This is a genomic window from Salinicola sp. V024 (assembly GCF_052645315.1).
The window spans coordinates 1-11,610 of sequence record NZ_JBQXYB010000021.1 but is presented as its reverse complement, the minus strand read 5'-3'; the positions used below and the strand labels follow the sequence as shown (position 1 = coordinate 11,610).

The window sequence follows — 11,610 nt, the reverse complement described above, 5'->3', positions numbered from 1 at the left end:
GTATGCCTGTTAGCCATTCATGGAGCTGTACTCAGGAGGGAATCACTTATGTCACCTGCTCAAGATTTGGCTATCGAAACGCCCGATAGCATCCACGCGAAAGAATGGCTACGCGCCTATCAGCGGGTCCGTGCCGCCACCGAAACGCTCTGCGCGCCTCTGCAGAAGGAAGACTACATGGTGCAGAGCATGCCGGACGTCAGTCCCCCCAAATGGCATCTCGCCCATGTCAGCTGGTTCTTCGAAGCCTTTATCCTGAGGCCTTTTCTCCCCACTTATCAGACCCTCGATCCCGCGTACGATTACCTTTTCAACTCCTATTACGAGACCCACGGTACGCCGTTTCCGCGCCCCGACCGCGGCATGATCTCGCGGCCTACCGTTGACGACGTCTATCGCTATCGCGCGCATATTGACCGGGCGATGGAAGAACTACTTAACGACCCACCGCAGGAACACCTTCCGGAGATCCTCCGACGTCTGGAATTAGGGTTGCCTCATGAGCAGCAGCACCAGGAGCTGTTGTTCATGGATATTAAGCACATCCTGGCCCAGAATCCGCTCTGCCCCGTCTACCGCGACGATCTGGCGCCGGCCCCTGCACACGAGATCGGCGAACTCCGGTGGCATACCTATCCCGCCGGGGTGCGGCACATTGGTCATGACGATGCCGAGCAGGGCTTTGCCTACGACCACGAGATGGGACGCCATCGTCAGTTCATCGAGGCTTTTCAGCTCGCCGACCGCCCGGTGACCAACGGCGAGTTCCTCGAATTCATGCAGGCGGGGGATACGACAAGCCCGATTACTGGTTGTCGGATGGCTGGGCCACGGTCAAGGCCGAGGACTGGAAGTCACCGCTTTATTGGGTCGAGCGAGATGGCGTCTGGCATCACTTTACGCTGGGCGGCCTGGTGCCGGTCGATCTGAGTGCGCCTGTCTGCCACGTCAGCTTCTTCGAGGCCGACGCCTATGCTCAATGGGCCGGCGCCCGACTGCCGACCGAAGCCGAGTGGGAAACGGTCGCGCGTGACGTACCCATGCAGGGTAATTTCATCGAGCAGGACCACTTGCAGCCGGTTGCCGCTGCATCGCCCAAGGAAGTACCGGGGCAGATGTTCGGTGATGTCTGGGAATGGACCGGCAGCGCCTATCGGCCTTATCCAGGGTTCAAGAAATTGCCGGGAAGCCTGGGCGAGTACAACGGCAAGTTCATGTCCGGCCAGATGATTCTTCGTGGCGGCTGTTGCGCAACGCCGGAAGACCATATTCGTCCCACTTACCGGAACTTCTTCCCCCCGCACGCCCGTTGGGCATTCTCGGGATTCCGTCTGGCACGGGAGGCACGACCATGACCATGATGTCGAACACGGCAACGGCCGTGCACTTCTACGATCAGCAGCCTCCGGTTGCTTCGATGTCGCTAAGAGACGAGCTGCTTCAAGGCCTGAGGTCGACGCCCAAGACGGCATCGCCCAAGTTCTTCTATGATCTGCGCGGTTCGGAGCTGTTCGACCAGATCTGCGTACAGCCGGAGTATTATCCCACACGCACGGAAGAAGCGATCCTGTGCGATGCCGCCGATGACATCGCCAATGTGGTGGGGCGGGACGCCACACTGATCGAGCTGGGTAGCGGAGCGAGCCGCAAGGTTCGCCTGTTGCTCGAGGCGGTGCGACCGACGAGCTATCTGGGCATCGATATTTCCCGTGATTTCCTGCTGGATAGTACACGCCGTCTCGCCGCCGACTATCCCTGGCTGGAGGTTCATGCCGCCTGTGCCGACTTTTCTCAGCGCATGACGATGCCCGAAGGAATGGCGTGCGATCATCCGGTGGCGTTCTTTCCCGGCTCGAGCATCGGCAACTTCACTCCGCAGGAAGCGGAGTCGTTTCTGCACGGCCTGCACTCATTGCTGCCTGTGGATAGTGGTTTGCTGGTCGGCGTCGACCTGATCAAGGACACCACAATCCTCAATGCCGCCTACAACGATGTAGCGGGGGTAACGGCCGCTTTCAACCTCAATCTGCTCGAGCGCCTGCGCCGCGAATTCGAGGCCGATCTCGATCCGAAACGCTTTTCGCATCTGGCGTTCTACAACGAAGCACAGTCGCGTATCGAGATGCACCTGGTCAGTGATATTGCCCAGGAGATCGAGGTGGCCGGCGAGGTCTTCCGCTTCGAGGCGGGAGAGACCCTGCATACCGAGAATTCCTATAAATACACGATCGAGGGATTCCAGGCTTTAGCTGGGCGTGCGGGCTTTCAAGCTAGAGCCGAATGGGTCGATGACGCAGCGCTGTTTAGTGTTCATTATCTGGAAAGAGCCTAGGCTGCTATTACGTATATAGGTACTTTGTTTTGAATGCTCTCTTGCAAAAAACCTTCACCAAAAAGTCGTGACAGCCAGGCCCTTTACTCAGGGCCTGGTGCGTTGATTTAATAACCGACGTCTCTGTTGACTATTCAAGCCCCACATGGATATTGTAACGACTGTTTGACTCGTTAACACTGCCCAGTGAAGAGCCTTTTATCTCAAGGTAATATTGTCCCGGTGTTACATCCTCGGTGATCATGAAGTGTCCGCTGTTATCAGTGTCGTTCGCTAACAGCTGGTCAGCAGAGTTATATAAAGAAGCTTCGATTACCATTGAGCGGCTTGAATCGCCGGCAAGGTGTTCGCTGCTCAAGTAAAGCTTCCCGGTCCGATCAACCGGGACTTGGTAGCGAACAGAGGTGCTCGATAACTGCTGAGAAGAGGAGATGCCCTCTTGTAGTATCTTGTTCGCTGTATCCTGATGTCCCGGTGCCGCAAAGGCGGGGACAGTGATAGCCACGGCAAGCGCCAGGGTCAATGCTTGGATTCCACGGTTCATGACAATCTCCTAGTAGTGGGTACAGCGTAAGTATGTGCGACGAATCTGAATTGGAGCTGAGCGTAATACGATATCGATGGATAAATTTTCAAAGCACATCCGGCAATGGGGTTAGCGTAAAATCTATTGGATTTAAATTAACGTTTTTACTGTGCGGCTTTGCTTTTCCCTGTTACATCGTAGCCTTCCGCTAAAGTCGATAACTCGTCAGATACTCACGCCTCAACACCTAGCCCGATCTGTGAAGGCGTCACTCATAAACTCTGGCTCGTTATCGACCCGTAGTATTCCGAGCAGTTCTCGAATCTGCTCGAAAACCCAGACCACAGGAGATGCCAGCAACGGGAGCGATTAGTGCACGGGAAATGATACTTCCGTGGCTGGGTGAGAGAGGCGAGGCCGAGCTGCCAGCAGAACAAATCCTCGCCCGTCCATGACCGCTTATTACGGCTCTGCTGCGCTCAGCCGGCTAACCGTACCTTGACGTCGGTCTCCGGATCGTCGACACAGCGCAGTGGCTCGAGGGTAATGCGTACCAGCGACGGGCACCGGGCATCATGGCGAGCGTCATGCCGACGATGAGAGAACAGCCATGATTTACAGCATGGGCTTCCCTGAGTCCGACAAGGACTTTCGGCTCGATCCATCGACCTTCTGAGAGGATCAAGGGATTGGAGAAGCAGGGAGGCTCACCAACCATTAATCCGAATACCTCTAAAATCTTGCTTCAGACTGGCGCGAGATCAGCGGCGCCGGGGCCCGGTCATTCGGCGGATTGTGCCGTCACGACGTATCAGGCCGTGCCAAAGCAGTGCTATACCGGCATGAACGACAATCAGCGTCAGCAGGGTCCAGCCAAGCCAGCTATGCCATCGGTGAGCGAACATCATGCGCTCGCTGTTGGCGCTGCCACCGTCGAATAGCGGAATGCCCAGCGGGGTGAAGGGCTGACCGCTGAGCCAGGTCATGTAGAGCCCGAGCGCCGGTATTCCCAGCATCAGCAGATAAAGTAGCAGATGAGAAAAAGCCGCTATTCTTCCCAGTTTGCCAGCATGCGCGGGGCGGCGAGGCAGATTGATCAGCGCCCAGAGTGCGCGAAGCGCGATCAGCCCCAACAGCAACGTTCCCAGCGGCCGATGGGTGGAAAGCCAAGCCTGCACCCACGGGGCATGCCCCCATAGCTCCTTGGCGGCCATGCCGCCCAGTTGCCAAATCAGCAGCGCGCCGATTCCCCAGTGTAGCCAGCGGCTGGTCCGGCCGTAGTGCGTTGGTGTGTCCTTCCATGGTAACGATGCCATTATGATCCTCGTTCATTCGCGTGATTTGACGCTCAGTACCAGGCGCGCAGACCCACTACCAGTGCCGTTGTCGATTCATTTTCATCGTAGTTGCGTTCATGACTGATCCCTACGTAGGGGCTAAATTCGCGCATCAGATCGTAGCGCAGGCGCAGGCCGACCTCGCCACTGTTGAGACCGCGCTCAAGGTCGTATTCAGGCACGTCCTGGAACGATGCCGAGAGTTCCAGTCGTGGCTGCAGGATCAATCGCTGAGTGAGTAACATCTCGTATTCGAACTCGGCGCTTGCACTGACATCACCTTCATCACTGACGTATAGAGCAGTATCGGTTTCCAGCAACAGCGGCACCAGACCCTGGAAGCCCACGACCGCAAAGCGTCGGTCGGGATCGGGATTGAAGCTCTGGCGCACGCCAGCCTGCAAGTTCCAGAACGGTGAGACCAGGCGGCTATAGAGCAGCTGGAGATCGCTACTCTCGGGGCCTCCATCGTTGATCGGCCCCTCTCCCTCGCTTTTCCACCAGAACCGGTTGATGTCGTTGCCGATCCAGCCCTGTGCATCCCACAGCCAGGCATTGGGCGTGCCGTTGCTGTCACGGTACTCGAGCCGATCGATCATTATTTGGCTGAATAGCGCGTCATCATATAGCGGCTCGTTCCACTCGGAGGGAGAGCCGCTATGTTCATTCAGGGATCCGTCGGGGATGACCTCGTCCACGTTGGCACGACCGTGATCGTCGGCGATGGCGATGGCAGGCAACCAGAGGGCGATGATCAGAAATGCACCGTAGTGCGTGAGTTTGCCGTTAAACATGATCGAATGCCTCCGCCGGGGCTACTCGTACCACCCGGAACATCCCGGCTTCCATGTGGTAAAGCAGATGACAGTGGAAGGCCCAACGCCCTGGCTCATCGGCGGTGAGCAGTAAAGATGCACGTGAAGCCGGTAGTACGCTAAGGGTATGCTTGAATGGTAGGTAATCCCCTTGATCGTTCTCCAGTTCCATGAACATGCCATGCAGGTGAATGGGATGCTCCATCATGGTGTCGTTGACCAGGACCAGACGAATGCGGTCACCCAGCACGATGTCGATCGGCTCGGCGTCGGAATACTTCACGCCATCGAACGACCACATGTAGCGATCCATGTTGCCGGTCAGGTGTAGCTCGATCGTCCGCGACGGTGGGCGTCGGTCGCGCATCGGCTTGACGTTGCGCAATTGGCTATAGGTGAGTACGCGATGATCGACAGTCTCGAGCCCGGCGCCCCGCTCACCGAGCCGGTCGCGTTGCACCTCGGCCACGTTAATGTTGCCGGGTCCATGACCGCCGGGCTCATGGCGTGCCACGACTGGCCCGGGGTCGCCTGCGCCCATGCCAGCCATGCCGCCCATGGCTTCGTGCCCGCCGCCGTGGTTCATGCCCGACATGGTGCTTTGGTCCATGCCGCCGCCATCGCTCATGCCACTCATGCCGCTGTGCCCGGCGCCGTGGTTCATACCTGACATGGCACCATCGTTCATGCCACCCATGCCGCTCATGCCGCCGTGGTTCATACCCGACATGGCACCATCGTTCATGCCGCTCATGGCACCGTTCCCTCCCTCGCCATGGTCCATTCCGGTCATGGTACCGGCAGCCATGCCGCCCATGGCGCCACCCGCCATGTTCATACCCATATCGATCATGGTGCGCTGGGGCGGCTTTCTCAATGCCGGCACCGCTGCCCGCATGCCGGCGCGAGGCGCCAAGGTGCCTAGCGCGTAGCCGCTGCGATCCATCGATTCCGCCATCAGCGTATAGGCGGTGCCGGCTTGGGGTTCGACCACGACGTCGAAGGTTTCCGCCACGCCGATCTGGAACTCATCGGTCTCTACCGGCTCCACTTCCTGGCCGTCGGCGCCAACCACTGTCATCGACAGACCGGGAATACGGAAGTTGAAGTAGGTCATGGCCGAGGCATTGATGACCCGCAGTCGTATGCGTTCTCCCGGCTGGAATAGTCCTTCCCATCCCGCCGCTGAGTGGCGGCCGTTCATCAGGTAGGTATAGGTCGATCCAGTGATGTCGGCGATATCATTGGGGCTCATACGCATGTCGTTCCATGCGAGCCGATCCCGGAGCGTCGGCATCCAGCCATTCTTCTCCACGGCGTCGAAGAAATCGCCTGCCGTGCGTTCGTTGTAGTTGTAATAGTCGCTCTGGCTTTTCAACCGTGCCATCACCCGGTGCGGATCTTCAAAGGTCCAGTCGTTGAGCATGATCACGTATTCGCGATCGGCTTGTATCCGATGAGGTGTTGCGGGATGAACGACAAGCGGGCCAGTCAGACCGATCTGCTCCTGCATACCGGAGTGACTGTGGTACCAATAGGTACCGCTCTGACGCACGGGGAATGTCGCTTCAAAGCTATCGCCGGGTGCGATGCCGGGAAAGGAAACGCCTGGCACACCGTCCATCTCGAACGGCAGCATCAAACCGTGCCAGTGGATAGAGGTATCCTGATCGAGGTGGTTGTGGATACGCAGGCGCGCCCCTTGCCCCTCCCATAGTTCGATTAGCGGCGCAGGGATCGAACGATTGATGGTGATGCCGCTACCGTGGCCACCGGCAATGTCGACTCTCTCACGACGCACATCGAAATCCAGCAAGACTGGGCGGGGCGGGCCGCCCACCACTTGCGCGGCGATTCCACTTTGGGGCGAGAGGGCTTCGCCCCGTGCGTAGCTTGGTAGCAATGACTCCAGTCCTGCCAGCGCACCGGTACCCGCTAGCGCGATCAGAAGACGGCGACGGTCGCCATCTATCGAGCGATGTTTCATGGGTTTTCTTTCCTGGAGTTCTAGTGGCGTGCCTGAGTGCTTGTGACGCGGCCAAGGCTCAAGAATTCGAATTCAACGTGACCGTCCCTTTCATCCCGGCTTCGTAGTGGCCTGGGAGGAAGCAGGCGTACTCGATGACGTCGCCCTGATCGGGTGCGGTCCAGATCAGCGTTTCGGTCTCGCCCGGCGCTATCGTGACGGCTGCGCTTTGGCTCTCACCGTGATCCATCATGCCGTCGTGATGACCGCTCATCATATTGCCGTTGTCTCCAGCGCCATGGTGGTCGCCGCCCTGTTGCATCATCTCGCGGTGCATCTGCTGCATGCGACTGCTACCAATGGCAAACTCGTGGGGGATCATGGCAACGTTCTCGATGCGAAAACGTACCGTCGTGCCCGGTTCGATCTGAAGCTCATCGGAATCGAACCACATGCTGCCAGCCTGAATATCGATCGTCCGACTGGGCTCGGGTTCGTTTTTCTGTGGCTGACCGTGGCCGGCGTCGGCCAGTGCCGAGGTGCTGACGGCAGCAAAGGTGAAAAGCAAAAACAGAAATTTCATGAAAAACTCCACTGAGTGAAGGGGCGACAGCCCGCCCGTTGTCGAAAAAGGCGAAATACGGCAGATCCAAATGCCGCAATCGGGAAGATCAGCCGGCCGTTATCGGCAATGTCATGAACACGCTGGTGTCATCACCGCCGAATTGATGCACGGTCAATGCCTGGTCCTGCTCGCCCGGCATCCCCGGGGTGCCGGCGGGCATGCCGGGCAGCGCGATACCCTTCACGTTGGGGCGTTCGGCAAAGAGCCGATCGAGCGCCGCGCCAGGGACATGGCCTTCGATGACGTAGCCGCCCATCTCAATGGTGTGGCAGCTGCCGAGTCCGTGGGGAAGGCCAAGGCGCTCTTTGGTTTCGCTGAGGTTCGTTGTTTCTACTACCTCGACATCGACGCCACGCTCCTCCAGGTAATCGCCGTAAGCGGCACAGCAACCGCAGGAAGGGCTTTTATAGAGCGTGGCCTCATCGGGCAGCGCGGCGTGGGCAACTTGAGCACCCAGCATGAGTGTTGCGGACAACAGTAGTGTGACGTTTCTGCGTGGCATGACGAATCTCCCGAGCGTTCATGAGCGTTCGCCATCAGTAAACGTGGGCAAGCTGAAAATACGCTGAAAGGAAGTGCCGATAAGCGGGGATACCGTCAAGACTTAGAAAGGGGCCAGAGTGATCTCGACACATAGCCCGCCCAGCCGTGACCGATCATAGGTCACATGCCCTCCGTAACGTTCGGCGAGCTGCGCCAGAATGGAGAGCCCCAGGCCGTGTCCATGATACTGCTCATCGAGCCTCACACCGCGCTGGCCCAGCCGCTCGAGCATCGCGTCGGGCACACCCGGGCCATCATCGTCGAGTTTCAAACGGCATGGCGCGGCAAGTAGAGTCAGTTCGATCCGTTGTCGTGCCCATTTTCCGGCGTTATCGAGCACGATACCCAGCATTTCCATGCCGTCCTGACGCTCCAGCGGCATCCGGAAATCAACGACAGAGGTATCGTCGAGAACGAAGACGCGATCAGGATAGAGAGTGCGGAACATTTCCAGCATAGAGGTTACCTCCGCCATGCCGGTATGTTGCTGCCCCGTAGACTGCCCGGCGATACGCGAATGGCGTAGCTCGCTCTCCAGCTTCTCGTCGATGTCATCGAGCCGTTCAAGGATGCGCGTTCGGCGTGTCTCATCCAATGCCCGTTTCGAGCGCAGGGCCTGCATGACTGCCGTCAGAGGGGTCCGGATGGCGTGAGAGAAGTTGGCTAGTGACTCCCGCGAGCGCTGCTGACGACGTTCATGTTCGTCGAGAAGGGTATTGAGTTGAGCGATGGGTGCTTTCAGCTCGGACACGGTCTTGATGTCTAGACGACGGCGCTCGCCGCGTTGCAGCTCGATGAGCTGGCGCGACAGCCGACCGAACGGGCGCAGGGCACGATTGACCGCGAACAGATTGAGCAGCACCAGCAACAGCAACAGCGCCACGGCCGCGGCGCCGATCCACCAGTGCAGTCGTGTCAGTCCTCGCTCGATACCGGCAAAATCCTCCCCTACCGTTAGGGTGGCCGGCTTGCCGTCGAGGGAGAATCGAGTCCGCCAAAGCAGCAGACGATGGTCACGCCACTGCACCAGTTGGGCGCCTTCCGCGGCCCTCTCGACCGGCAGTGACTCCAGCGCATCATAGGTGCTGTAAACGCGCCCGTCGGTGCGCAGCAGATAGAAATGGTGAAAGGTATCGGCGGGGCTGGCGTCGGGCGGCAGTGACAAGACTGTCGGACCATCGGTGCCCAGACGGCGAACGACCAGTTCGGACTCCTGCTGTAGGCGATCAGCGAGGAAGTTTCGCGCCAGCTGGTTCAGCAGCAGTCCATGCAACACCCACGTGCTGCCCACCACCACCAGTGCAGCCAGGCCCAGGCTGCCCAATAGTCGCAGGCGCAGGCTTCGCCAGTTAGGCCGAGACAAGCATGTACCCCTCGCCGCGCCGCGTCACGATACGCTCGCGCCCGAGCCGATAACGCAGCCGCCCGATATAGACTTCGACGAGATTGGGCGCCGCTGCGTCCTGTTCGAGGGCATAGAGCTGGTCGAGCAAGTGTCGCTTGGAGTGAACGCGATCGGGGTGGCGCATCAGGTAGCGTAGCAGCCGAAACTCGGTGGAGGTCAGTGTTTGCCACTCCTGGTGTGCCAGACTGAACTGCTGGCGTGCCTCGTCGAGACGAATATCGTTGACCTCCAGAAGGGTTGAGAAAGCATGTACTTGTCGGCGCAGCAACGCCTGTAGCCGGGCCAGCAACTCTTCTTCGTGATAAGGCTTGGTGACGTAATCGTCGGCGCCAGCGCGAAGCCCCTCGACCTTGTCCATCCAGCTATCTCTCGCGGTCAGAATCAGTATCGGCACCGACCATTTGGCCTTTCGCCAATCAGCGAGAAGGCTCAGTCCCGTGCCATCCGGCAAACCAAGGTCCAGAATCACCAGCGTGTAGTCCTCGCTAGCCGAGAGCGCGGCTGCCGATCTCATACTGGGCGCGATGTCGGTACGATAGCCGGCGTCGTCCAGCAGCTCGGCAAGGCTCTCGGCCAAAAGTTCGTCATCCTCGACGAGTAGAACTTTCATTTTTATCAACGGCCTGTTGGGCTTTGCCCGATAGATTAGACACGTAGCCTGAAAACTTCCTGAAAGCGTTGGTCACCTTGCTTCCGGGCGATGCCAGCGGCGTCGGGGGCGGCGATGAAAACCGACTGGCCTCGCTCTTGCGCAAGACGACTATCACGATTCGTCCGCACTCAGCTGACTAACCCTACTTCAGCCTCGATCTCCGGATCGGCGACACAGTGCTGCGGCTCGACGGTGACGTGTACCAACGATGGGCATCGCGCCTGGATACGCTGCTTGTAGACGGCAGGTGACTTGGGGTCATGCGACACGACCGAGACGATGGCGGCGTGAATATTCGGGCCGATGGCCCAGAGGTGCAGGTCGCTGATTCGTGCGCCATCATTCTCGATGGCTTGTCTGACGCCCTGCTCCAAGTCGCTGCGCTGCTGATCAAGCAGCACGCGGGAGGTATCCTTCAACAGATGCCATGACCACCGGGTGATGAGTACCGCACCGACGATACCCATAATCGGGTCCATCCAGTTCCAGCCCGCATACTTTCCGGCTAACAGGGCGACAATCGCCAACAGCGAGGTCAAGGCATCGGCGAGTACGTGGAAGTAGGCGGCTCGACGATTGTGGTCGTGATGATGTCCATGATGATGGTCGTGACTATGGCCGTGGTCGTGATTCTCTCCGCCCAGTATCCAGGCCGATACGCCATTGATGACCAGGCCGATGACGGCCACGAAAATAGCCCCGTTGAACGAGATCGCGACCGGGTGGATAAAGCGGTCGATGCTTTCGATCACCATGTACAGTGCGAAACCGGCTAATAGAATGGCGCCGGCGAACCCGCCTAGCGCATTGACCTTGCCGGTGCCGAATGAGAACTGTGTATTGCCTGCGTTCCGGCGAGCGTATGCATAGGCGAAGGCCGCAATGCCCAGGGCGACGGCATGAGAGCCCATATGTAGGCCATCGGCCAAAAGCGCCATCGAGCCATAAAGGACACCCGCTAAAATCTCCCAGACCATCATGGCAAGCGTCAGGCCGACGACGATGAGAGAGCGTGTTTCACCGGATTGTTTTCGGTCTTGGCCGAAAACGTGATCGTGTTGCCATTCCTCGAGTGGGTGATGATGCATTCCGTAGCGCTCCAGATTGATGGTCATTACACCGATGACCGGCAAGGCGGCCACGTTGGTTTTGTCGATGGTGATGCGCTGGCCTTTATATTGGCAATTGATTTAACGTTATAAATTATTTGGCATTGTTCTGGGAGCATGCTTTCCCAAGGAGCCGTCATGAATACCTTCGCTCTCTCGAAAGGCCGACCTAATGTGAACTGACCCCATAAAGTTGGACGGTTCAATTAGTCGGCTCTCAAGGCCTGGGTCCTGTACTGCACAGGGCTCAGACCTTTTAGTGTCAGTTTGATGCGTTCGTGATTGTAGTAGTGGATGTAG

At 58.5% G+C, this 11,610-nt stretch carries 13 protein-coding genes; 3 read left to right on the top strand and 10 right to left on the bottom strand.

The features are described 5' to 3' along the window. Positions 1 to 48 precede the first annotated feature (48 nt). From ACUN9V_RS19180 to egtD, 3 genes are read left to right on the top strand one after another with little or no spacing between them, the layout of a single operon-like run. The gene (locus ACUN9V_RS19180; protein ID WP_445512568.1) at positions 49 to 930 is read left to right on the top strand and encodes a DinB family protein; all 882 of its coding nucleotides are present in this window, start codon (positions 49 to 51) and stop codon (positions 928 to 930) included. Then, a complete protein-coding gene (locus ACUN9V_RS19175) occupies positions 915 to 1,355 on the top strand; it encodes an SUMF1/EgtB/PvdO family nonheme iron enzyme (protein ID WP_445512567.1) in 441 nt (146 codons plus the stop codon). Before ACUN9V_RS19180 ends, ACUN9V_RS19175 begins: the two co-directional genes overlap by 16 nt. Next, positions 1,352 to 2,332, top strand: coding sequence for an L-histidine N(alpha)-methyltransferase (gene egtD / locus ACUN9V_RS19170; protein ID WP_445512566.1), 981 nt, complete (start codon positions 1,352 to 1,354; stop codon positions 2,330 to 2,332). Before ACUN9V_RS19175 ends, egtD begins: the two co-directional genes overlap by 4 nt. A gap of 130 nt (positions 2,333 to 2,462) precedes the next feature. On the opposite strand, the gene ACUN9V_RS19165 is transcribed toward egtD, so the two are convergent. From ACUN9V_RS19165 to ACUN9V_RS19120, 10 genes are all read right to left on the bottom strand, one after another. Continuing rightward, a complete protein-coding gene (locus tag ACUN9V_RS19165) occupies positions 2,463 to 2,876 on the bottom strand; it encodes a hypothetical protein (RefSeq protein WP_445512565.1) in 414 nt (137 codons plus the stop codon). 743 nt (positions 2,877 to 3,619) lie between these two features. Beyond that, positions 3,620 to 4,174, bottom strand: a complete 555-nt coding sequence (locus tag ACUN9V_RS19160; RefSeq protein ID WP_445512564.1) for a cytochrome b — start codon at positions 4,172 to 4,174, stop codon at positions 3,620 to 3,622. A 32-nt stretch (positions 4,175 to 4,206) separates the two neighbouring features. Continuing rightward, positions 4,207 to 4,989, bottom strand: coding sequence for a copper resistance protein B (locus ACUN9V_RS19155; protein ID WP_445512563.1), 783 nt, complete (start codon positions 4,987 to 4,989; stop codon positions 4,207 to 4,209). Continuing rightward, on the bottom strand, positions 4,982 to 6,997 hold the full coding sequence (locus ACUN9V_RS19150) for a copper resistance system multicopper oxidase (protein WP_445512562.1): 2,016 nt from the start codon (positions 6,995 to 6,997) through the stop codon (positions 4,982 to 4,984). Before ACUN9V_RS19150 ends, ACUN9V_RS19155 begins: the two co-directional genes overlap by 8 nt. A 58-nt stretch (positions 6,998 to 7,055) precedes the next feature. After that, entirely contained in the window at positions 7,056 to 7,559 is a 504-nt protein-coding gene (locus ACUN9V_RS19145) for a cupredoxin domain-containing protein (RefSeq protein ID WP_445512561.1), read from the bottom strand. Between the two features lie 88 nt (positions 7,560 to 7,647). Then, the gene (locus tag ACUN9V_RS19140; protein ID WP_445512560.1) at positions 7,648 to 8,103 is read right to left on the bottom strand and encodes a DUF411 domain-containing protein; all 456 of its coding nucleotides are present in this window, start codon (positions 8,101 to 8,103) and stop codon (positions 7,648 to 7,650) included. Positions 8,104 to 8,205: 102 nt separating this feature from the next. Beyond that, on the bottom strand, positions 8,206 to 9,507 hold the full coding sequence (locus tag ACUN9V_RS19135; RefSeq protein ID WP_445512559.1) for a sensor histidine kinase: 1,302 nt from the start codon (positions 9,505 to 9,507) through the stop codon (positions 8,206 to 8,208). Continuing rightward, the gene (locus ACUN9V_RS19130; RefSeq protein WP_445512558.1) at positions 9,494 to 10,159 is read right to left on the bottom strand and encodes a response regulator; all 666 of its coding nucleotides are present in this window, start codon (positions 10,157 to 10,159) and stop codon (positions 9,494 to 9,496) included. Before ACUN9V_RS19130 ends, ACUN9V_RS19135 begins: the two co-directional genes overlap by 14 nt. 170 nt (positions 10,160 to 10,329) lie before the next feature. Next, complete coding sequence (gene dmeF, locus ACUN9V_RS19125) at positions 10,330 to 11,316, bottom strand: CDF family Co(II)/Ni(II) efflux transporter DmeF (RefSeq protein ID WP_445512557.1); 987 nt, start codon at positions 11,314 to 11,316, stop codon at positions 10,330 to 10,332. 200 nt (positions 11,317 to 11,516) lie between these two features. Then, a partial coding sequence (locus ACUN9V_RS19120; protein ID WP_445512579.1) for an IS3 family transposase occupies positions 11,517 to 11,610 on the bottom strand: 94 nt, incomplete at its 5' end.

Coding starts and splice junctions, on each gene's coding strand:
- ACUN9V_RS19180 (WP_445512568.1), top strand. CDS start 49: ATGTCACCTGCTCAAGATTTGGCTATCGAAACGCCCGATAGCATCCAC.
- egtD (WP_445512566.1), top strand. CDS start 1,352: ATGACCATGATGTCGAACACGGCAACGGCCGTGCACTTCTACGATCAG.
- ACUN9V_RS19165 (WP_445512565.1), bottom strand. CDS start 2,876: ATGAACCGTGGAATCCAAGCATTGACCCTGGCGCTTGCCGTGGCTATC.
- ACUN9V_RS19160 (WP_445512564.1), bottom strand. CDS start 4,174: ATGGCATCGTTACCATGGAAGGACACACCAACGCACTACGGCCGGACC.
- ACUN9V_RS19155 (WP_445512563.1), bottom strand. CDS start 4,989: ATGTTTAACGGCAAACTCACGCACTACGGTGCATTTCTGATCATCGCC.
- ACUN9V_RS19150 (WP_445512562.1), bottom strand. CDS start 6,997: ATGAAACATCGCTCGATAGATGGCGACCGTCGCCGTCTTCTGATCGCG.
- ACUN9V_RS19145 (WP_445512561.1), bottom strand. CDS start 7,559: ATGAAATTTCTGTTTTTGCTTTTCACCTTTGCTGCCGTCAGCACCTCG.
- ACUN9V_RS19140 (WP_445512560.1), bottom strand. CDS start 8,103: ATGCCACGCAGAAACGTCACACTACTGTTGTCCGCAACACTCATGCTG.
- ACUN9V_RS19130 (WP_445512558.1), bottom strand. CDS start 10,159: ATGAAAGTTCTACTCGTCGAGGATGACGAACTTTTGGCCGAGAGCCTT.
- dmeF (WP_445512557.1), bottom strand. CDS start 11,316: ATGACCATCAATCTGGAGCGCTACGGAATGCATCATCACCCACTCGAG.